Below are 21,440 nucleotides of genomic sequence, written 5' to 3' on the forward strand. Positions count from 1 at the left end.
TTGCAGGAACGCGAAGCGAGTGTTGCAGCGGGGGGAACTGGCCAGGAATCCGGGGGCGGCGGTGGGCTTTGGGATTAGCGGTGAATGGTCCCCTCACCCCAACCCTCTCCCTAGGGGGGAGGGGGCCAAAGGCGGATCGCAGTGTTACGACTTGCGGTGGTCAACTCCCTCTCCCTCAGGGAGAGGGCTGGGGTGAGGGGACCATCCACCACAGAACCCACCGCCTACCGCTCCCGCATCGCCTCAGTCCGCGCTTTCAACACCGGCTTCAACAGATAATCCAGCACACTCTTCTCCCCGGTGATGATATCCACCGTCGCTGTCATCCCCGGAATGATCAACAGCGGTTTGTTATCCCCGCCCAGATGATTGCGATCAGTACGCACCTGAATCATGTAGAAGCTGTTGCCCTTGTCGTCGGTGATGGTGTCGGCGCCGATCAGTTCCAGCCTGGCCTTCAGCCCACCGTAGATGGTGTAGTCATAGGCGCTGAACTTGACCATCGCCTGTTGCCCCGGATGCAGGAAGGCCACGTCCTGCGGGCGCACCTTGGCCTCGATCAGCAGGTTGTCTTCGATGGGCACGATCTCGACCATGTCGCTGCCCGGCTGCACCACGCCGCCGATGGTGTTGACCTTCATGGTCTTGATGATGCCGTGCACCGGCGACAGTACCGTGGTGCGCGTTACCCGGTCGTCGATGGCCAGGCTGGTGGCGGTGAGTTTGGAAAGGTCGGTGCGTTTTTCGTTGAGTTCCTTGGAGGCATCGGCGCGAAAGCCTTGTTCCGACTCATTGATCTTGCTCTTGATCTCGTTGATCGCGGCATTGGCCCGGGGGATCGCCAGGGTCGTGGCGTCCAGCTGCCCGCGAGCTTCGACCCCGCGCTGCTTGAGGCGCAGGATCTCCACCGGCGATACCGCGCCGGTGCCGACCAGCGGCGCCGACATGTTCAGCTCCTGCTGCAGCAACGCCACGCTGCTGCGGTACTGATCGGCCTTGGAACGAAACTCCGCCAGTTCCTGGGTCTTCTGGGTCAACTGCTCGGCCAGGGTTTTCTGCTCGCTCTGCAGTCGACGCTGCCGCGACTGGTACAACGACAGTTCATCGCTGGCCACTTGCGGCGCCTTGGCCTTGACCTCCGCGGGTACTTCGAATGGCTTGCCCTGGGCCTCGGCCGACAGCCGTTCGACCTGGGCGATCAAGGCGTAGCGGTCGGCCTCGCTCTCGCCTCGGTTGGAAAGAAACCGCGTATCGTCCAGGCGCAGCAGGGTATCGCCCTTGTTCACCATCTGCCCTTCACGGACCAGGATTTCGGTGACGATGCCCCCTTCCAGGTTCTGGATCACCTGCACCTTGCTTGATGGAATGGCCTTGCCCTCGCCGCTGGTGACTTCTTCCAGCACTGCGAGTTTTGCCCAGATCAGCGCCGTCAGCATCAAACCGGCAGCGATCCACACCGTCAGTCGCGAGCGGCGTGGGGAGTCCTGCAGCGTCGCCCCGGCCAGCTCCGGCATGAATTCGCTTTCGCCGCTCTTCTTGAAACTGCCCAGGTAGCCGCGTTGCTTGGTCGTGGGAATCATGGTTCAGGGCCTCCTACACCACGCCAGAGCCGACCCGGCCCTTGCGCAGAGCTTCGATGACCGCTGCCTTGGGGCCGTCGGCGACGACCTTGCCGTTGTCCAGCACCACCAGGCGGTCGACCAGGCTGAGCATCGAGGTACGGTGAGTCACCAGCAGCAGGGTCTTGCCCTGCACCCAGTCCTGCAAGCGCAGACGCAAGGCGTCCTCGCTGGCGTTGTCCATGTGGCTGGTGGGTTCGTCGAGCAGCATGATCGGCGGCTCCAGCAGCATCGCGCGGGCCAGCAGCACAGCCTGTCGCTGGCCGCCGGAAAGCAGCTGGCCGCGTTCGCCCACCGGACGGTCGAAGCCTTGCGGATGGCTGCGCGCCAACTCACTCACCCCGGTCAATTGCGCGACTTCGAGCATGCGCGCATCGCTGACGTAGCGCGCACCCAGGGTCAGGTTGTCACGCAGACTACCCGCCAGCAGGGGCAGGTCGTGGGCAACGTAGCCGATCTGTTGGCGCAGATCGGCGACATCTACCTGGCGCAGATCGATTCCGTCGAGCAGCACCTGGCCCTCATCGGGCGCGTAGAAGCCCATCAACAGCCGGGACAGGGTGCTTTTGCCGGAGCCGCTGCGACCGATGATTCCGACCCGCTCCCCCGGCTTGAGGCTGAAACTGACGTTGCTCAGCGCGGGAGCGGTCTGTCCGGCGTAACTGAAGCTGACCTGATTGATAGCCACCGCGCCCGCCAATTGCGTGCGTTCCAGGGGACGTTGCTGGCTGTCCCGTTCCTGCGGCAGCGCCATCAGCGCGTCGGTGCTGCGCATGGTCAACTGCGCCTGTTGGTAGCGGGTGATCAGCCCGGCGATCTGCCCCAGTGGCGCCAGCACCCGGCTACCGAGCATATAGGTCGCCACCAGGGCGCCGACGCTGAGGCTCCCGGCGATGATGCTGTAGACGCCGGCAACGACGGTCGCCATGCCGCAGAACTGCTGGATGAACAGCGTGCCATTGCTGGCCATCGCGCCCAGATTGCGGGCATGAGCATCCAGGCGGGTGAGGGCGCCATGGGTGCTTTCCCACTGGTACTGGCGTTCACTCTCGGCACCGCAGGCTTTGAGGGTTTCCAGGCCACCCAGGGTCTCGATCAGCAACGCCTGGCGGGCCGCGCCGAGGCTCAAGCTCTTCTCCACCGTGTCGCGCAGACGCGACTGAATGATGGCCGCAAACAGGATAGTGACCGGGAAGGCGATCAATGGAATCACCACCAGCCAACCACCCAGCAGGCCGATGACCACCAGCATCAGCAGCGCGAACGGCAGATCGATGATGCTGGTGAGGGTGACCGCCGTGAGGAATTCGCGCAGGCCCTGAAAGTCATGGATGCTCTGGGCGAAGCCGCCAATGCTGGCCGGCCGCGCCTTCATGGCCATGCCGGTGATGCGCTCGAAAAGGGTGGCTGAAAGAATCAGGTCGGTGCGCTTGCCCGCCTGATCCAGCAGGTGCGCGCGGACCACCCGCAGCACCAACTCGAACAGCGTGCCGATGAGCAGACCCACGGCCAGGACCCACAGCGTCGACACGGCCTGGTTGGGCACCACACGGTCGTAGGTCTGCATGACGAACAACGGCACCATCAGGCCCAGCAGGTTGATCAACAGACTGGCCAGCAAGGCATCGCTGTACAGCCACCGCGACAGCTTCAGGGTGTCGCGAAACCAGGCGTTGACCCGTGGCAGCAACGGCGTGCGAATGTCTTCCAGCTCGTGGCGCGGGCGCGCGAACAAGGCCTGCCCGGAATAGGCGCTGGCCAGTTCCTCGCGGCTGACCCACTGCTCGCCACCCTCGGCTTCGCTGGGCAGGATCAGTGCTTGTCCGTCATCGCTGAAGCGGCGCAGTACGGCGCAGCGGCCATTGTCCAGCAGCAGCAACACGGGCAGGTTCATCGCAGAGATGGCGCCCAGGTCGCGGCGCAATACGCGGGCTTGCAGGCTGGCGCGGGCAGCGGCCCGGGGCAGCAGCTCCACGCCCAGGCGCTGACCCGCCAGGGGCAGGCCGGCACTGAGGCTGGATCGGCTGACGGTGCAGCCGTGGAGCTTGCAGAGGATGAGCAACCCGTCGAGTAACGGGTCGTCGAAATCAAGGCGAGGATCGCCCCCTGAACTGGGATCTTGCAGCATGGTCACGGGGCGGTTACCTCAAGGGACTTCAGCGCATCGCCGGCAGGTGTGCCTCGCTCTTGACGTCGGAGCGCGCGATGGCTTCAGCCGGTAATACGATCTTGGCTTTGGGCAACAGTTCACCCATGTTCGCCAGGACGCGGTACATCGAGTATTCCTCGGTGTAGCGCACTTCGGTGTAGCGGGTATTGGCGGTGTAGAGTTCGTTCTCGCTGTCCAGCACGTCCAGCAGGGTGCGCTGACCCAGACCGAACTGATCCTGGTAGGCAGCACGTACGCGGGTGGTGGTTTCGGCGTATTCGCGCGCATACGGGGTCTGGGTACGGGCGTTGTTCATGGCATTCCAGGACAGCGCCATGTTTTCGTTCAACTGGCGCAGGGCGTTGTTGCGGATGTCCATGGCCTGGTTGATCTTGTGCGCGTCGCCTTGCAGACGAGCCTTGTCGCTGCCGCCGCGGAACAGGTTGTAGCTCATGCTAACGCCGGCGCGCCAATCGGTGTTGTTGTGGCCTTCTTCGCCCGACAGGTTGTTGTTGGCGCCGGTGGCCAGTTCTGCGTCCACGCGAGGGTAGAAGGTCGACTTGGCGACTTCGTACTGCTTCTCGGCCGCCTGCACGTCAGCCTGGGCCGACTTCAGGTAAGGGTTGTTTTCCATCATCGCCTGGCGCGCGGCGTTCAGGTCGGCGGGCATTTCGCCACGGATCGACGCCGGTGCTTCCAGCTCGTCGGGCATGCGGCCCACGGCGCTGAAGAAGTTGGCTTCGGCATCGGCCAGGTTGACCTGAGCCGTGTAGTAATTGTTCTCGGCCAGCGCGCGACGGGCGCGGGACTGATCGACGTCGGCGGTGCTACCTACGCCCCGCTCGCTGCGCAGACCGATCTGGTCGTTGACGCGCAGGTGAGCTTGCAGGTTGTTCTTGGCCAGGGTGACCAGTTCGCGGTTGCGCAGCACGTCCAGGTAGACCTGGATGGCACGCAGGGCCAGGTCCTGTGCGGTGGCCTGGACGTAATAGGCACGCGAGTTCACCGCAGCCTCGGTACGGCCTACTTCGTTGGCGGTGTTGAACCCGTCGAACAGCATCTGCCGCAGACGCAGCTCGGACTGTGTGTAGTTCAGGGTTTCCTTGTTGTGATTGCCCTGGGCACGGGTGGTCAGGTTGTCCGAACGCTCCCGGCCGTAACCGGCGACCAGATCGACGCTGGGGTAGTAACCACCCTTGGCGATCTTCACGTCCTCATCTGCGGACAGGCGACTGTTGATGTTGGACGCCAGCTCCGGATGGTTGTCCACGGTGCTCTGGATAGCCTCGGCAAGCGACATGGCTTGCGCATGGGAGCACGCCATCGCCAACAGGATCGCGCTGCAGATGGGGTTGAAAACGCGCATTCAGGTACATCTCCGTTGTGTATTTTTTGAAGTAATGCATTCGCCAAAAAACTGACGAATAATTCAGGCTAATCCGTTTCGAGTTTGTAACATGAGAAGTCGGCGAAGAACCCGAGATTCTTTAGAAGTTTTTCTCATAGCATATATGCCAAAAAAAACTTATGCCATCATTCCTTTTTTAGCCATTGTGCAAGTCTACAGGGCCCGGCAGTCAAAGGTGTAGTGTGCTTTTGCGGACTTTTAAAAAGTTCAAATTATTTTGGGCTGACGCGCGGTGATATTACGAAAGGGGCCAAAAAACAGTTGATTTCGCGATGTCGATAAATTGACGGCTTTAGCGAAGTTAGCATTTTTGGGCCATTTGATGGCACCTATAATCGGGATGCGCTTGATTTCATTAGCATTTATTCCGCTAAGACATAGGTAGCCATCACTGGCAAAGGGAATAACCGAGAGTCGTGTGTAACGCCGCCTCGGGACTGGATCGATTTTGAACCAATCAAGCCTTCCGCCTTCGCATGCACCGAGCGTTCTCATTACCAACCGCTCGATGGTGGGCGATGGAGCAGAAGTACATGGCGAAGTTGATTGGCGTTGTCTCGAAGGTTATCGGCCAGGCGTTTGCAATCTCCAGCGACGGCGTGCGCCGGGTGCTGGTCGAGGGCGACCGGCTGTATGCCGGCGAGCAACTGGATACCGGAGCCGCCGGTGCGGTGGCCGTGCGCATGCAGAACGGTGCCGAGCTGACCTTGGGACGGGGCAGCAGCCTGACCCTCAGCGAGAACCTGCTTGCGGGTCAGGCCCCGGACATTCAGGCGCCTGATGCAACGGTGCCTTCCGACCAGCAACTGAGCGATGTCGAACGCCTGCAACAAGCCATTGCTGCCGGGGCCGACCCCACCCAGACCGGTGAGGCCACTGCGGCAGGGCCAGCGGTTACGGGTACCGGCGGCGACGCGGGCGGGGGCCACAGTTTCGTCCTGCTGACGCCGACCGGCGGTGCAGTGGACCCGACCGTGGGTTTCCCGACCGAAGGCCTCACTGGCCAGATTCTGCTGCCGGAGCTGTTCGTCAATGATGTAGTGGACGATCTGGATGCCGATCCTGACGCGCCACTGCTGCCGCCCGACGAGGTGGACCCCGGTGCACCGCCGCCTGTCGACAACGAGGTCACCCTCAACGGGCTCGACGTCTCGGCCGGTGAAATCGATGTCAACGAAGCCAACCTGCCTGACGGCTCGGCCAGCAACGGCGCCGCGCTGACCCAGACCGGTACGTTCACGGTGCTCGCGCCAGACGGCCTGGCCAGCCTGGTGGTGGGCGGGGTGACGGTGATCAGCGCTGGGCAGCCCAGCGGCATCGGCCAAAGCATTACCACGGCACTGGGCAATACGCTGGTGATCACCGGCTACAACCCGCAGACCGGCGAGCTGACCTACAGCTTCACGCTGACGGGCAACGATCAACACGCCCCTGGCGATGGCACCAATACCCTCGGCGAAAGCATTGTGGTGGTGGCCACCGACAGCGATGGCGACCAGAGCACGGGCTCGCTGGATATCAATATCCTCGATGACGTGCCCTTGGCCGTGGATGACACCAACGCTGCCACCGCCAATGACAACAACCTGGTGCTGACCGGTACCGTGCTGGACAACGACGTCCAGGGTGCCGACCGCATCCCCAGCGGGCCCATCACACCTGCCACCCTGACCGGTACCTACGGCACCCTGGTGTTGGCCGCCGATGGCACCTACACCTACACCCTCAACACCAGCGATGCGGATTTTGTGCTGCTGCGCGGCGGCGGCAGCGGCACCGAGAGCTTCACCTACACCCTCAACGACGCCGACGGCGATACCAGTACCGCCACCCTGACCCTGGATATTCTCAATCAGAACGATCCGGTCATCATCGGCAGCCTGGGTGTGGACGGCGGCGAGCAGATCGTCAGCGAGGCCAACCTGTCGGGCGGCAGTGCGCCCAACGCGGCGCTGCTGACCAAGACCGGCACCTTCACCATCACCGCCAATGATGGCCTCGATGTGTTGACCATCGATGGCGTGCGGGTGATCGAGGGCGGGGCGTTGAGCGTCACCAGCGTGGTCGGGCAGTTGGGCAATACCCTGACCATCACCGGCTACGACCCGCAGACCGGCGTGCTCAGCTACAGCTATACGCTGTCCGGGAGCGAAACCCATAACCCGGGGGAGGGCGCCAATCAGCTGTCCGAAGACTTCCGCGTGACGGCCACCGACTACGACGGCGACACCGACCTGGCCTGGCTCAATATCCGCATTCAGGACGATACGCCCACCGCGCGAGACGACGGCAACAGCGGCACGGCCACCGAGAACAGTCTGGTGCTGACCGGCAACGTTCTGGATAACGACACCCAGGGCGCCGACCGCATCGCCGCTGGCCCCATCACCCCGGCCACTCTGATCGGCACCTATGGCACGCTGGTGCTGGCGGCCGACGGCAGCTACACCTATACCCTGGACAAGAGTGACCCGCAGTTCATTGCCCTGCACGGCGGCGGCGTGGGCAGCGAAAGTTTCCAGTACACCCTCAGCGATGCCGACGGCGATACCAGCACGGCGACCTTGACCCTGAACATTCTCAACGAGAACGATCCGGTGATCATTCGCAACCTGGGCATCGACGGGGGCGAGCTCGAATTCAACGAGTCGCACCTGGCGCTGGGCAGCGAGCCAAACGCAGCGTTTCTCACCGACCACAGCTCATTCCGCATCGAGGCCAAGGATGGCCTGAAGACGCTGATCATCGATGACACCACCATCATCGAAAACGGCGTCATGGTGAACAATACCGTGGTCGGGCAACTGGGCAATACGCTGACCATCCTCGACTACAACCCCGCCACCGGCCTGGTGCGCTACAGCTACACCTTGTCCGAAGCCGAGGCGCACAACCAGACCGATGCCAATACTCAGCTGTCCGAGGATTTTCGTGTCACCGCCATCGACTACAACGCCAGCGGGCCGGGTGACAGCGACTTCGCGTGGCTGAACGTACGCATCACCGACGACACGCCGCAGGCACGCAACGATGCCAATGACGAGGTGGCCAGTGCCAGCAATCGGGTGCTGTCCGGGGATGTGCTGGGCAATGACACCCAAGGGGCCGACCGCATCGCCATCGGCGCCGGAACCGGCCCGATCACCGCAGGCACCTTCGTCGGTCAGTACGGCACGCTGGTGCTGGCGGCCGATGGCAGCTACACCTATACCCTGGACCCGAGCAGCGCCAGCTTCAATGCCCTGAACGGTCGGCAGCAGGGTACCGAGCGTTTCGAATACACCCTCAACGACGCCGACGGCGACACTAGCACTGCCACCCTGACCCTGGACGTTCAGGGCGGCAACGACCCGGTGAGCATCACCATCGACTGCTCGCAGATGAACGTCTACGAGAAGTTTCTTGCCGACGGCAGCACCCCCAATGCTCAAGGCACCCTGGTCAACGGCACCCTGAAGGTGACCGCGCTGGACAGCCTGCAAACCCTGACCGTGGGTGGCATCGAAGTGATCAAGGGCGGCTTGCTGGCGGATTTCGCTACCGCTGACCTCTCCACCAGCACTGCCCATGGCTCGCTGATAGTCACTGGCTACGATGCAGCCAGCGGCACGCTGTTCTACACCTACCAGCTCAAGGACAACGTCATCCATGACATCGGCAGCGGCGACGGCGCGGGTGCCAACATCGATGCCGAGCAATTCGAAGTGGTGGCCGTGGACCGGGACGGTTCGCGGGATTCGGCGTCTTTCACGGTCAATATCATCGACGATGTGCCGGTGGCCGACAGCATCGAACGCACGGTCAACGCCGGCACCATGGACAGCAACCTGGTCATCGTGCTGGACGTGTCCAACAGCATGAACGACCCCTCGCGCGTCGGTAACCTCAGCCGCCTGGACCTGGCCAAACAGTCCATCGGTTTGCTGCTGGACCAGTACGCCGACCTGGGCAACGTGTCGGTGCAGCTGGTCGCGTTCAACAACAAGATCAACGCCGTGACCAGCGAATGGGTTTCGGTGGCGCAGGCCAAGCAGGACCTGGCTGGGCTGACTGCCGGTGGTGGCACCAACTACGACTACGCCTTGCAGGGTGCCCGCGATGCCTACGACACCACGCTGGGCAAGATCAGCGGTGGCCAGAACCTGACGTACTTCTTCTCCGACGGCAACCCGACCCTGTCCAGCGACTACGACCGGGTAGATCTCAGCGTTGGCCAGTCCGGCATTCGGACCGATGAGGATCGCGGCGATGGCATCCTCGGCAGGGAAGTCACCGATTGGCACAGCTTCCTGGAAACCAACCAGATCAAGGCATTCGCGATCGGCTTGGGCATCAGCGCCAACCAGTACTATCTGCAACCGGTGGGCTACGACGGCGTACTCAAGCAGAGCGTGGCACCTCAGGTGGTCACCGAGTTGGGCCAACTCGACGCCGTGCTTGCCGACACCGTGCAGGGCGCACGGCTGACCGGCAGCCTGCTGGACGACAGCACGCTGGGCGCCGACGGCGGCTACATCAAGGCCATCTCGCTGGATGGCAATTACTTCGTCTACGACCCGGCCACCATGAGCGATCACGTGCTGGAGGTCGAGACGCCCAAGGGCGGGCAATTGACCGTCGATATGCAGACCGGCGCCTACGTCTATCTGCCGCCGGCCCTGGCGGCAGGCACCTCGTTGACCGACACCGTTGGCTTCGTATTGATCGATGGCGATGGCGACAGTGCGGCTTCCGAGCTGGTGATCACTGTGCAGACCGACAATGCACCTATCGCTGTGGCCGATGACGTGGTGACCAACATCCTGTCGGCGGACATCGTGGTGCCCAGCGAGGTGCTGCTGGCCAACGACAGTGGTCGTGGCGCACTGCAGACGTCGGCGGCAACGGTAGACACCGGTTGGACCACGCGCATGGCCGACTTCGGCCGAGGCGAGGCGCAGACCATCGACATGACCGACACCCGCCTGAAGGAATTGCGCCTTGCTCGCGGCGAGTTCAATGCACTGAACGGCAGCCTGACGGCGTTGGTCGTGGTCAGTGGCCTGTTGGGTGCGGTAGGCACGGCAACGGCCACCGACACCTTCAGCGTGCAATTAAACAAGGGCGAAAGTCTGGAGCTGGATCACAATCTGGCCGCCAGCCAGGTCGGCCTGGAGTGGCGCCTGGTGGGTGGCGACGGCTGGCACGCCATCGCCGACGGCAATGGGTTCACGGCTGACGACAGCGGCCAGTATCAGGTGCGCGTGACCAATCTGGCGGACGCCGATGGCAGCGCCCAGGGCGAGGCGTATAACCTCACCCTCGGTCTGACTCCCGACGTGCCTGCCGACGCTCATGCCACCTACGCGCTCACCGACGCCCAGGGCGAAAGCACCAACGGTGCGCTGACCATCAGCTATCAGGCTGGCCAGACCCTGCATGCCATTCATCCTGACGATACCCTGCTGGGCGGCAGTGGTGATGACATTCTGGTGGGCGCAGAGGGCGACAACTACATGGACGGCGGGGCGGGCAACGACACGGCCAGCTATGCCACTGCCAAGGCCGGGGTCGTGGTGGATCTGAGCCAGACGGGCTATCAGAACACCCAGGGCGCGGGGCTGGACAAGCTGGTGTCGATCGAGAACCTGATCGGCTCCGACTTCAACGACACCCTCACGGGCAACGACCAGGACAACGTGCTGCACGGCGGCCTGGGCGATGACATCCTGACGGGGGGTGGCGGCAGCGATACCTTCGTGTGGGGCAGGGGCGAGACCGGTCACGATACCGTGACCGACTTCCAGGGCGGGCAAGACACCCTCGACCTGTCGCAGTTGTTGCAGGGCATGGGCGCCACCGGCAATACCCTGGATGAGTTCCTCAGCTTCAAGGTCACCGGCAGCGGCAGCGAGCTGACTTCCACCATCGAAGTCGGCAGCCTGGCCGATGGCTCGGCCGCGCAAAGTATCGACCTGCTGCATTACGACATCACCAGCAAATACGGGATCAGCACCGGCGCCGACGGTTACGTGGCGGGCGGGCAGGACACCGCCAGCCTGATCACGCAGATGGTGAGTGACCATTCGTTGAAGGTGGATACGGTTTAACGCGAGGAGGTGGCTGCTCGCACAACAAGCCACCACACCCTCCGGCTCCTGCCACCCACAGGATGCCTGTTGGATGTGCTCTGGCTCCCCGCTGCCACCCACAGGATGCCTGTTGGATGTGCTCCGGCCCACCGCGGTCCTGTGGGAGCGGGTTCTACCCGCGATGGGGCCGGAACTGCCCATATATGCTCGGAATCCAGCGCTGAACACACCGGCCCCATCGCGGGCAGAGCCCGCTCCCACATGGGATTTCTGTTGGATGTTGCTCCGGCTCACCGCTGCCACCCACAGGGACGTATCATCAGTCGGCGGCTTTGGGGGCGCCGAGGTGGCGGCCCATGGCGCCTTGCAAGCCGAGCTGGCAGATGACTCGCAGCTCTTCCTCTGTCTCCACCATCTCCGCGATCAACGGCAGATCGATGCTGTTGGTCGCGCGAAAGATGGCTTCGATGAACATTTTCTTGTCCGCGTGCCGATCGATCCCGCGGATATAGCTGCCGTCGATTTTCAGATGCGCCAACCCCAGGTGCGTCAGGTTGCCAATCTGGCTGAAGCGCCCACCAAAGTGCTGCAGGCCGAAGCGGTAGCCGGTATCGCGCAGGCGCTGGCTGAGCTGCTGCAGTTCGGCGGCCGGGGGCAGGTGGCGTTCATCTGCCTCAAGCGTCAGCCAATGGGCCTGCCCTGGACAGGCGGCCAGCAATTGCAGCACCTGTTCGAGGCTGGCAGGGTCACGCAGGGTGCTGGCCGACAGGCTCAGGGCCAGCGAGCGGGGCGTATGGTGCAGCGTGTCCAGCGTTTGCTGCAGCATCACCAGGTCGAAACGGCTGGCCCATCCCAGTCGCTCGACCCAAGGCAGGAAATGCCCCGCGGCGATAGGCTGGCCTTGCCCATCGAGCAATCGAGCCAGCACCTTGTGATGCAGCACCTGAGTGGGCTCGGCGCAGCTGACCACCGGTTGCAGATAGAGCAGCAGCTGCCGCCGCTGCAGAGCGCTGTCGATCAGTTGGTGCCAGTCCTGCTGGACCTGCACAGGCGCCGGCCCGGTGTCGGCGAGCAGCGCCCAGGGCTGGTTGGGGTGGTGCTGCGCCTGGGCCAGTGCCTGATCCATGCGCAACATCAACTCCTGCAGGCTCTGCCCAGGCGTATAGGGCACTACACCCAGAAAGCCCACGGGAGTCTGATCGCTGGCACCGGTCGTGCGCAGGTTCTCCAACGCCGCGCTCAGTTCGCTGGCAAGGCGTTGCGCGTCGACGGCTTGCATGACCGGCGCAAGCAGGCTGAACTCGCCACCCCGATTGCGTGCGGCCAGCCAGCCAGCGCGGTCGGAGGGCTGCAGTTGCCGCTCGAGCAGCTCGGCCACCGCGCACAGCAGGGCGTCCACACGCTGACCGCCCAGGCGTTGATTCAAGCCAGCCAAATCATTGAGCCGCAGCATCACCAGGAAGCCCTGGCTGTTGCTTTCCTGCGGTAGCAGATCGTTGGCCAAGCGCGCCTCTAGCAGGCGGCGGTTGGCAAGGCCGGTAAGGCTGTCCTGAAAGGACGCCTTGAGCAACTGCTCACTTCGCAGCGCTTCTTCGGCAAACAGCGCTTTGAGCTTTTCGACCATCTGATTCATCGCCAGCACTACCCGGCGCAGCTCGGGCGTGCGCGGGGCTTTCGGCGCGGTGACGAATTCGCGCTGGCTGATCGCTTCGGCCTGGCGAGCCATCTGATCCAGCGGGCGCAACTGGCGGCGCAACAACCACCCTCCGAGCAGGGCGCTCAACGATGCGCACAAGGTCAGCCAGGCCAGGCTGCCCACTGCGCTGTCCCACAGTTTGGCCAAGGCGAATTGCGGGTTGCTCTGCACCTCGATGCGCGCAGCCTGTTGCCAGCCGCGCATCAGCAACGCGTCGCCACCCTGAGGACGCAGCGCGACCAGTTGCTCGAACCAGTCCGGTACGCCCGCGCTGTCAGCGTCGATGGCCCGCTCGACCAACACGTTATCTTCGCGCAGGTCGATCACCCGGATGCGGGAAAAATAGCCGCTGTCGAAGATGGAGCTGACCATCAACTCAAGCATCGCCGGGTCATCCACATGAGGCGTGAGCGACAGCCCCAGGGCCGTGGCGGCATCCTGAGCATGGGAGCGCAACTGGCCAAGCATCTGCTCCCGTGAGGTTTCCAGACCCACCAGAAAACTACCGCTGAAGGCCACCAGCAGAAACACGCAGATCGCCAGGAACAGTTGCTTGAGTAACGACATGGATGGCTCCTTATCCTTGGCCCACGGCAAAGCCTTCGGCCCGCATCTTGTTCAGCAGGTCTTGCCAGCGCGAGAGTTTTTTCGAGTCGCCGGTGCGCCTGTCACCGCCCGCACCGGGCAGGTACAGGCCTTCGGCGTTGAAGGCGTAGACCGGCAGCAGATCGGCGCGTTGCGACGCCGGTCGGATGTCGCCGATCAGGTTGTCGAGCACCAGGGGTTCGGCTTCGGCGCTGGCGTAATAGGTCAGTACCATGTGCGCCTGGTTCTGGCGCAGCGCCTTGACGTAGGTGATGCGCAGTTTTTCGCTGGGCACGCCCAGGCGCCTGAGGCTGATGTACTTGGCGATGGCGTAGTCTTCGCAGTCGGCTGCGCCCTTGATGAGGGCCTCGACGGGGGTGGCCCAGTAGTCGGCCTGACGCCATATGCGCGTGTCATCCTGAAAGCTCAACTGCTGATTGAAGAAGCGGTTGACGGCTTCGAGCTGGGCGCGTTCGGGTTGGGAATCGTTGGCTTCAAGCAATTGCGACCAGGCGCGGATACGCTCCTGGCCGGGCCCCAGTGCGCCATAGCGGCTCTGCGCGGCACTGAGAATACTGGCAAAGTCCCATTTGCCCCACACCTCCCCCAGGCACGCGACGCTCAGCCCCAGGCACAGCACCGCACACCCGACCGCGAGCCGGTGCGAAGGCCATCCATGACTGCGCGGGCGCGGGGGCATTGTCGGTGCTCTCGGGTGCGGGTCTCTGGAGTGTAGGAGAGGGAGCAGCAGCAAGGGTGAAAATGATCTTTCGCGGCCGGTCCTTGGATCTGTGGGAGCGGGTTCTACCCGCGATAGGCGCAACGCGGTGTCACGCCTACCGCCTGGTTTTCTGCCGCAACAGATACACGGTCACCGCGACAGCGCTCACCAGCATCAACCCTTGAGCCCACGGCAACGGCACTAACCAGCAGGAAACCCCGATACTCACCCACATCGAGCCAATCGCCAGGACCTTGGCCTTCAGCGGAATGCCTTCGCCGCTCTGGTAACTGCGCACCAGCGGCCCGAACACGCGGTGCTCGAGCAACCAGCCATGAAATCGCGGAGAGCTTCGGGCGAAACAGGCCGCGGCCAGCAGCAGGAAGGGAGTGGTGGGCATTACCGGCAGGAAAATACCGATAACGCCGAGGGCGACGCTGACACAGCCGACGCCCAGCAGCAGATAGCGCAGCCATGCAGGCCTGGCTGGCCGCACGGCAGACACTCAGTGATGACGTGGCTTGAGGATCGCAGGCTTTTCGTCCGGGGCGTTGCACAGCAGGTAGAGTGCAGTCAGCGCTTCCGGAATCTGGACGATCATGTCGTCCATGAGGTTGGCGTCGGCGGCGATGTCGGAAAACTCCGGCTGCTCGTCGAACAGGCCCGAGCCCACCATGATCGGCAACAGCATCTCGCTGACTTCTTCCTCGGCGGTTTCGAACCAGGCGGCCTCGCGCAGGAATACGCCCTCCATGAAACCGATGCACCAGCCACGCAGGTCCGAGTCGTCCGGCTCTTCACCCAGATCCAGGTCGCAGGGCAGTTCGAATTCCTCGTCGCTGGCCAGCTGGCGGGCAATGTGCGCCTTGAGCTGGATCAGCGTGCCTTCGATTTCGGCGCGCTGGGCGTCGTCGGCGTAGTGCGGCGGCTCGGCGAACAGGGCGTCGATCCATTCGCGCTCGGGGACGTCTTCGGCGCAGATGGACAGGGCGGTCAGGTAGCCGTGGGCGGCGACGTAGTCCAGCGCCTCGTCATGCAGCTCGTCGGCGTCGAGGAAGGCTTGCAGGCGGGTCAGTTGCTCGGCGAAGGACATTAACAGGTTACCTTGGAAGAATAAGCGATAGTGAATTCTAGGCCTTGTTGGGGCCTGCGCGCCACCCGGCGGGCGAAATCACAGCATGTCCGGGTGCCGCCCGCAGCCACGGGCTCTCGGGTATACTGCCGCGATCTTTCGCTGAAGTCCCGGTTTCATTGGCCGGCAATGCCCGCTTACGCAAATGCGGGTGCTGTACAAGCGGTTTTCATCCAGCCTTCGCGGCTTGGATGGTTAGACGATTTTCTGGAGTGACCCATGCTCGAACAGGCTCAACGCGTTCTTAAAGACATCTTCGGCTACGACAGTTTCCGCGGTCGCCAGGGTGCCATTATCGAGCGCGTGGCCAGCGGTGGTGACGCGCTGGTGCTGATGCCCACCGGCGGTGGCAAGTCCCTGTGCTTCCAGGTTCCGGCGCTGTTGCGCGAGGGCCTGGCGGTGGTGGTTTCGCCACTGATCGCGTTGATGGACGACCAGGTCGCCACCCTCGAAGAGCTGGGCGTGGCTGCGGCGGCGCTCAACTCCACCCTGAGTGCCGAGGAGCAGCGCGAGCTGGCTGCGCGGATTCGTCGCGGCGAGGTGAAGATGCTCTACCTGGCGCCGGAGCGCCTGGTGCAGCCGCGCATGCTGGATTTCCTGCATGGGCTGAATATCGCCCTGTTCGCCATCGACGAGGCGCACTGCGTGTCGCAGTGGGGGCACGACTTCCGCCCCGAGTACCTGCAATTGGGGCAACTGGCCGAGCAGTTTCCGGACGTGCCGCGCATTGCCCTCACTGCGACCGCCGACAAGCGTACCCGGGAAGAAATCGTCACGCGCCTGCATCTGCAGAACGCCGAGCGCTTTCTGTCCAGCTTCGACCGACCCAACATCTTCTACCGCATCGTACCCAAGGAAACCCCGCGCAAACAGCTGCTGGCGTTCCTTGCCGAGCGGCGCAGCGATGCCGGCATCGTCTATTGCCTGTCACGCAAGAAGGTCGATGAAGTGGCCGCCTTTCTGTGCGAGAACAACTTCCCTGCGCTGCCGTACCATGCGGGGCTCCCGGCGGCGACTCGCGCTGCCAATCAGAAGCGCTTTCTCAACGAGGAAGGCTTGATCATGGTGGCCACCATCGCCTTCGGCATGGGCATCGACAAACCCAACGTACGCTTCGTCGCCCACATGGACCTGCCCAAATCGCTGGAAGCCTATTACCAGGAAACCGGGCGTGCCGGCCGTGACGGCTTGCCTGCCGATGCCTGGATGGCCTACGGCCTGCAAGACGTGTTGATGCTCAAGCAGATGCTGCAAAACTCCGAAGGCGACGAGCGGCACAAGCGCCTGGAGCATCACAAGCTCGATGCCATGCTGGCGTTGTGCGAGGAAACGCGCTGCCGTCGGCAATCCTTGCTGGCCTATTTCGACGAAGACATGCCCCAGCCCTGCGGCCACTGCGACAACTGCGTCGATGGCGTGCAGACCTGGGATGCCACCGAACCGGCACGCCAGGCCTTGTCAGCCATCTACCGTACCGGGCAACGCTATGGCGTAGGTCATCTGGTCGATGTGCTGCTGGGCAAGGACACCGAAAAGGTCCGCAACTTCGGGCACGACAAGTTGGCGGTGTTCGGTGTGGGCAAAGCGCGCTCCGAAGGCGAGTGGCGTTCGTTGTTCCGCCAGGTGGTCGCCCGCGGGCTGGCCGACATCGATCTGGAAGGCTACGGGGGGCTGCGCTTGAGCGACACCTGCCGGCCGCTGCTGCGCGGCGAGGTCACGCTGGAACTGCGCAAGGAGCTCAAGCCGCAGACCACGTCGGCCCGCAGCAGTGGTTCGGCAAGCCCGGCCAGCCAGTTGGTGCGTGCCGAAGAGCGCGAGCAGTGGGAGGCCCTGCGCACCCTGCGGCGCAACCTCGCCCAGGAACACGCCGTGCCGCCCTACGTCATCTTCCCCGACTCGACACTGCTGGAGATGCTGCGCAGCCAGCCTACCAGCATGGCGGAGATGGGCCGCGTCAGCGGTGTCGGCGCGCGCAAGCTGGAGCGCTACGGCGAGGCGTTTCTCGATGTGCTCAGTGGCGGCCAGGGCGCCGAACCGCCACGTGAAGTGGCCGATATCCGCCACGAGTTGATCAGCCTGGCCCGGGCGGGCATGACCCCGCTGCAGATTGCGGGGCAGTTACAGTGCAGTGAGAAGAATGTCTACAGCCTGCTCGCCGAAGCCATCGCGCAGCAACAGTTGAGCCTGGATCAAGCCCTTGATTTGCCGGAAGATCTGATGGGCGAAGTGCAGGATGCTTTCCTCGATGGCGAAGGCGAACTGCCCGCTGTGGCCGAGATTGCCGGGCAATTCGCCGGCAGGGTGCCGGAAGGGGTGCTGTACTGCGTGCGCGCTGCCCTGCAATCTGAATTCGAGGTGTAACGCGGCGGCATACTCGGCATGAGTCTTGCCTCTGGGCTATGGTCATGATTAGCTCACTAATTATTAGATCCAGGCTTCATTAATGAGCTGATTTTTCCAGAGCCCGGTTTCAAAGAGCCAAGCCTTCATAGAGAGCGTTATGCCGTTAACTGATCAACACCGTTTCGGAATGCAACTGGCGCATATGTCGCGAGGTTGGCGCGCCGAACTCGACCGCCGCCTCGCCGGGTTGGGCCTGTCCCAGGCGCGCTGGCTGGTGCTGCTGCACCTGGCGCGCTTCGAGGAGTCGCCGACTCAACGTGAGCTGGCCCAAAGCGTGGGCGTTGAAGGGCCGACGCTGGCGCGTCTGCTCGACAGCCTGGAAGCTCAGGGGCTGGTAAAGCGGCAGGCGGTGGTGGAAGATCGCCGGGCCAAGAAGATCATGCTGTGCCCACCGGCCCGCCCGCTCATCGACCAGATCGAGACCATTGCCAACGCCTTGCGTGTCGAGCTGTTCAGCGGTGTGGACGAAGAGGACCTGCGGATCGCCATGCGTGTACACAGCCGTATTCTGGCGAATCTGGAAAAGAAATCCTGAAGTCAACGGGTCGCCTTTCGCTTGGAGCAAGCGGGCCGGGCAGGCTATACAAGTTATTGGATATCGGTTTTCAAGGGACTCCCATGTCAGTGCGTTCACCGTCGCGTTCAAGGTTGGTTCAGGGCCGCCTGTTGGCAGCCATGTTGGCCACTGCGGGCTTGTGCTACTCCGCCGTAGCGCCCGCGTTGGGCCTGGGCGACATCACCCTGCGCTCGTCGCTGAATCAGCCTTTTCGCGCTGATATCGAGCTGCTGGATACCGCAGGGCTGGAAGAGAGCGATGTGCGTGCCAGCCTGGGCACAGTGGAAGAGTTTTCCAGGGCCGGCGTGGACCGGGATTTCTTCCTCAACGACCTGAAGTTCACCCCGGACTTTCGCGGCAGCCGCAAAGTCATCCGCGTGTCTTCCAGCAAAGCCGCCACCGAGCCCTACCTGAGCTTCGTGGTACAGGTCGCGCGGCCTAACGGTCAACTGTTGCGCACCTTCACCGTGCTGCTCGACCCCCCTGGAATGGGCCCTGGGCTGGCCGACCGGGCACCGCAGCGGGCGGCGGCTGCCCCGGCGGCGGCCACCCAGCCGGCACCTCAGCGCGCCCAGCCGCCGGTATCCAATACCCCGGCGCCCGCTGCCACGCAGGGCAAGCGTTATGAAGTCGCCAAGGGCGACACCTTGTGGAGCATCGGCAAGCGGCTGGAAGCCGCCGGCACACCGACCCCCATCAACGATCTGGTGCGTGGCATCCGGGTGCTCAACCCCGACAGCGCGCCGTTGAAGGTCGGTCAGAGTCTGCTGCTCCCCGACGCGGCCGTATTGCCCGGTACGTCGGCGGCGCCGGCCGCGACCACCCCGTCAGCGACCAGTGGGAGTGACACAACACCGGCGGCCGGCGAACAGCCAGCTGCGCAGCTGGCGGCTACGGCGCTGGAAAACCAGCAGTTGCAGAAGAATTTCGACGACTTGCAGGCGCGCCTGCAAAGCCTCGAAACCCTGGTGGCCGACAAGGACAAACAGGTTACCGAGCTGCAGACGCAGTTGGCCGAGGTCAAACAGACGCCTGCCGCCGCGCCTGCTCCCGTCGCTCCTCCTGCGGTCCAGCCTGCGCCACCGGCACCTGCGCCGGCGGCTGCAGCGCCAGTGAGTGCCGAGTCCGACAGCAGTGGCTGGCTGAACATTCTCGCTCTGGTCGCGCTGCTGTTGTTGGTCGTAGCCCTTTTGCTGCTGGTGCGCCGCCAGCGTCAGCGCAACGCCGCGGCGCTGGATGAGCCGCTGGAGCCGGTGCTGGTCAAGCCGGCACAGTCGGCGAACGCCGTTGCCGGCGTGGCCAGCACCGCGGTGGTCAGCGAGATGGCCGAGGCGCCGGTGGCCCGCGCGGAGCCTGTGGTGACGCCGCGCAAGGAGGCGCCGCCGGCCACCGACGCGTTGGACGGAGCCAGTATCTACATCGCCTATGGGCGCTATAACGAAGCCTTGGGCATTCTTCGTGAAGGCGTGGCCAAGCAGCCGGAGCGCACCGATCTGCGCCTGCGCATGCTCGAAGTGCTGGGCCAACAAGGCAACAGCAAGGGCTTCGCCGAGCAGGAGGCCTGGCTGCTGGCTGCCGGCTTCAGCGCCGCGGCGTTGCTGGAAGTGCGCAGCCGCTATCCGGCCATAGCTGCGGCGCCCGCCGCAGTGCCGGAACCTGAGCCCGAAGCCGAGCCCGAACCTTTGTCCGCTCCCGTGGCGCCGAGCTTCGAAGCCGATCCAGTGCCTGACTTCGACCTGTCCCCCGAGCCCGTCGCGCAGCAGACAGCCGAGCCGGTAGCCCCGCAAGATGAGTTCCAGTTGAACCTGGACGATTTGTCGATGGACGCCGACTGGGAGCTGGTCAGCCCCTTCGACGCCGCCCCGGCCCCGAAAAGCAAGCCGGCGGTGCAGGAGCTCTCCGAGCCCGAAGAGGTGGACGTGAACTTCGCCAGCAACCTGAAGGAATTTCCCGAAGTCTTCGAAATGCCTGACGAGCAGTTCCTCAGCGATTTCGCCGATGCCGATGAAGAACCCTTTCTGGAGTTGGAAGACAAGCCTCGAACCACTACTCAGGAGGACATCGACAATGCCTTCCTGGACAGCTTCATCGCCGATTCCGACCTGCCTGAGCTGGACGCCTTGACCGTGGACTTCGACGACCTGGAGCTGCAACAGGCCTCGGCGCAGAAACTCGAAGATGCGCAGCAGTACATCGACGAGGGAGATCTGTCCGCCGCCAGCCATTTGCTGCATGAGCTGCTTCGCGAAGGCGACGAATCCTGCAAGCAGACAGCCCGGCAGTTGCTGTCGCGTATTGGTTGAGGGCTGACTATGGACGTGCGCAAGCCTGAAGTGGTCATCACGTATTGCACCCAGTGCCAATGGCTGTTGCGCGCGGCCTGGCTGGCCCAGGAGTTGTTGAGCACGTTCAATGACGACCTCGGCCGGGTGACGCTGGAGCCCGCCACGGGCGGCGCCTTTCGCATTACCTGTGACGGTGTCCAGGTGTGGGAGCGCAAGGCCGATGGCGGTTTTCCCGAGGCCAAGGCCCTGAAACAGCGCATTCGCGACCAGATCGACCCGCAACGGGACCTGGGCCATAACGACCGCAAGCCCGTCTAGATCAGAACGGGACCTTGCCCGACAGCATGTCGCGGAACATGGCGAAATCGCCGATCAGACTGTACAGCGGATGCTTGAAGGTGGCGGGGCGGTTCTTTTCGAAGAAGAAATGCCCCGCCCAGGCAAAGCCATAGCCGGCCACGGGTATGCTCAGGGCAAGCCATCCACTGCCACTCCCGATGCAGTAGGCAAACAGCGCGATCACCAGGCTGGTACCGATGAAGTGCAGGCGGCGACAGGTGCTGTCGCGGTGTTCGGCGAGGTAATAGGGATAGAACTGGGCGAAGCTGTTGAACTCGGCGACGGTTTGCATGACAGCGACCTCGGTGGAGCCATGGGTAAGGGTGGGGCGCAGAGCGTGTCTTGATCGGACCCGATGGCCCAATTGTAGACGGCTGCTTACGTTACACCTACAAAGTCTGTGCCATTTGGGCTTGCAGGGGGTGACAATAAGGGCCACTTTACTCTCCCTGGGGTGGGTGGTGAATGGTCCCCTC

At 63.5% G+C, this 21,440-nt stretch carries 13 protein-coding genes; 5 read left to right on the forward strand and 8 right to left on the reverse strand.

Annotation, left to right across the window (positions count from 1 at the left end; translation table 11 throughout):
- Window positions 1-224: 224 nt before the first annotated feature.
- The 3 genes from B3397_RS09155 to B3397_RS09165 are packed head-to-tail and all read right to left on the reverse strand — an operon-like array spanning window position 225 to window position 5,134.
- Entirely contained in the window at window positions 225-1,580 is a 1,356-nt protein-coding gene (locus tag B3397_RS09155; protein ID WP_296249259.1) for an HlyD family type I secretion periplasmic adaptor subunit, read from the reverse strand.
- Window positions 1,581-1,593: 13 nt separating this feature from the next.
- Complete coding sequence (locus B3397_RS09160) at window positions 1,594-3,747, reverse strand: type I secretion system permease/ATPase (protein ID WP_414704365.1); 2,154 nt, start codon at window positions 3,745-3,747, stop codon at window positions 1,594-1,596.
- Between the two features lie 28 nt (window positions 3,748-3,775).
- Window positions 3,776-5,134 (reverse strand): TolC family outer membrane protein, encoded by a 1,359-nt coding sequence (locus B3397_RS09165; RefSeq protein WP_296249261.1) that lies wholly within the window; start codon window positions 5,132-5,134, stop codon window positions 3,776-3,778.
- A 575-nt stretch (window positions 5,135-5,709) separates the two neighbouring features.
- Here B3397_RS09165 and B3397_RS09170 point away from each other — a divergent pair.
- Entirely contained in the window at window positions 5,710-11,265 is a 5,556-nt protein-coding gene (locus B3397_RS09170) for a retention module-containing protein (protein WP_296249262.1), read from the forward strand.
- 301 nt (window positions 11,266-11,566) lie between these two features.
- Here the strand turns inward: B3397_RS09170 and B3397_RS09175 are convergent, their stop codons facing one another.
- The 4 genes from B3397_RS09175 to B3397_RS09190 form a co-directional block, all read right to left on the reverse strand.
- The gene (locus B3397_RS09175; protein ID WP_296249263.1) at window positions 11,567-13,510 is read right to left on the reverse strand and encodes an EAL domain-containing protein; all 1,944 of its coding nucleotides are present in this window, start codon (window positions 13,508-13,510) and stop codon (window positions 11,567-11,569) included.
- Window positions 13,511-13,520: 10 nt separating this feature from the next.
- Complete coding sequence (gene lapG / locus B3397_RS09180; RefSeq protein WP_296249264.1) at window positions 13,521-14,228, reverse strand: cysteine protease LapG; 708 nt, start codon at window positions 14,226-14,228, stop codon at window positions 13,521-13,523.
- Between the two features lie 136 nt (window positions 14,229-14,364).
- Window positions 14,365-14,745: a YbaN family protein gene (locus B3397_RS09185; RefSeq protein ID WP_296249265.1), complete on the reverse strand. Its 381-nt coding sequence runs from the start codon at window positions 14,743-14,745 to the stop codon at window positions 14,365-14,367.
- A 9-nt stretch (window positions 14,746-14,754) separates the two neighbouring features.
- The gene (locus B3397_RS09190) at window positions 14,755-15,342 is read right to left on the reverse strand and encodes a YecA family protein (protein ID WP_296249266.1); all 588 of its coding nucleotides are present in this window, start codon (window positions 15,340-15,342) and stop codon (window positions 14,755-14,757) included.
- Window positions 15,343-15,600: 258 nt separating this feature from the next.
- Between B3397_RS09190 and recQ the strand changes: the two genes are divergently transcribed.
- The 4 genes from recQ (at window position 15,601) to B3397_RS09210 (ending at window position 20,943) form a co-directional block, all read left to right on the forward strand.
- Window positions 15,601-17,742 (forward strand): DNA helicase RecQ, encoded by a 2,142-nt coding sequence (gene recQ, locus B3397_RS09195; RefSeq protein ID WP_296249267.1) that lies wholly within the window; start codon window positions 15,601-15,603, stop codon window positions 17,740-17,742.
- Between the two features lie 139 nt (window positions 17,743-17,881).
- On the forward strand, window positions 17,882-18,319 hold the full coding sequence (locus B3397_RS09200; RefSeq protein WP_296249268.1) for a MarR family transcriptional regulator: 438 nt from the start codon (window positions 17,882-17,884) through the stop codon (window positions 18,317-18,319).
- Window positions 18,320-18,402: 83 nt separating this feature from the next.
- Entirely contained in the window at window positions 18,403-20,643 is a 2,241-nt protein-coding gene (locus tag B3397_RS09205) for a FimV/HubP family polar landmark protein (protein ID WP_296249269.1), read from the forward strand.
- A 9-nt stretch (window positions 20,644-20,652) separates the two neighbouring features.
- Window positions 20,653-20,943 (forward strand): SelT/SelW/SelH family protein, encoded by a 291-nt coding sequence (locus tag B3397_RS09210; protein WP_296249270.1) that lies wholly within the window; start codon window positions 20,653-20,655, stop codon window positions 20,941-20,943.
- Window position 20,944: 1 nt separating this feature from the next.
- Here B3397_RS09210 and B3397_RS09215 read toward each other — a convergent pair whose 3' ends face one another.
- The gene (locus B3397_RS09215; RefSeq protein ID WP_296249271.1) at window positions 20,945-21,256 is read right to left on the reverse strand and encodes a DUF962 domain-containing protein; all 312 of its coding nucleotides are present in this window, start codon (window positions 21,254-21,256) and stop codon (window positions 20,945-20,947) included.
- Between the last annotated feature and the right edge of the window lie 184 nt (window positions 21,257-21,440).

Source organism: Pseudomonas sp. UBA4194, assembly GCF_002379585.1.
Classification (GTDB): domain Bacteria; phylum Pseudomonadota; class Gammaproteobacteria; order Pseudomonadales; family Pseudomonadaceae; genus Aquipseudomonas.

Bases quoted from the DNA above. Each gene is read 5' to 3' on its own strand.
- B3397_RS09155 (WP_296249259.1), bottom strand. From the start codon at position 1,580: ATGATTCCCACGACCAAGCAACGCGGCTACCTGGGCAGTTTCAAGAAG.
- B3397_RS09160 (WP_414704365.1), bottom strand. From the start codon at position 3,747: ATGCTGCAAGATCCCAGTTCAGGGGGCGATCCTCGCCTTGATTTCGAC.
- B3397_RS09165 (WP_296249261.1), bottom strand. From the start codon at position 5,134: ATGCGCGTTTTCAACCCCATCTGCAGCGCGATCCTGTTGGCGATGGCG.
- B3397_RS09170 (WP_296249262.1), top strand. From the start codon at position 5,710: ATGGCGAAGTTGATTGGCGTTGTCTCGAAGGTTATCGGCCAGGCGTTT.
- B3397_RS09175 (WP_296249263.1), bottom strand. From the start codon at position 13,510: ATGTCGTTACTCAAGCAACTGTTCCTGGCGATCTGCGTGTTTCTGCTG.
- lapG (WP_296249264.1), bottom strand. From the start codon at position 14,228: ATGCCCCCGCGCCCGCGCAGTCATGGATGGCCTTCGCACCGGCTCGCG.
- B3397_RS09190 (WP_296249266.1), bottom strand. From the start codon at position 15,342: ATGTCCTTCGCCGAGCAACTGACCCGCCTGCAAGCCTTCCTCGACGCC.
- recQ (WP_296249267.1), top strand. From the start codon at position 15,601: ATGCTCGAACAGGCTCAACGCGTTCTTAAAGACATCTTCGGCTACGAC.
- B3397_RS09200 (WP_296249268.1), top strand. From the start codon at position 17,882: ATGCCGTTAACTGATCAACACCGTTTCGGAATGCAACTGGCGCATATG.
- B3397_RS09205 (WP_296249269.1), top strand. From the start codon at position 18,403: ATGTCAGTGCGTTCACCGTCGCGTTCAAGGTTGGTTCAGGGCCGCCTG.
- B3397_RS09210 (WP_296249270.1), top strand. From the start codon at position 20,653: ATGGACGTGCGCAAGCCTGAAGTGGTCATCACGTATTGCACCCAGTGC.
- B3397_RS09215 (WP_296249271.1), bottom strand. From the start codon at position 21,256: ATGCAAACCGTCGCCGAGTTCAACAGCTTCGCCCAGTTCTATCCCTAT.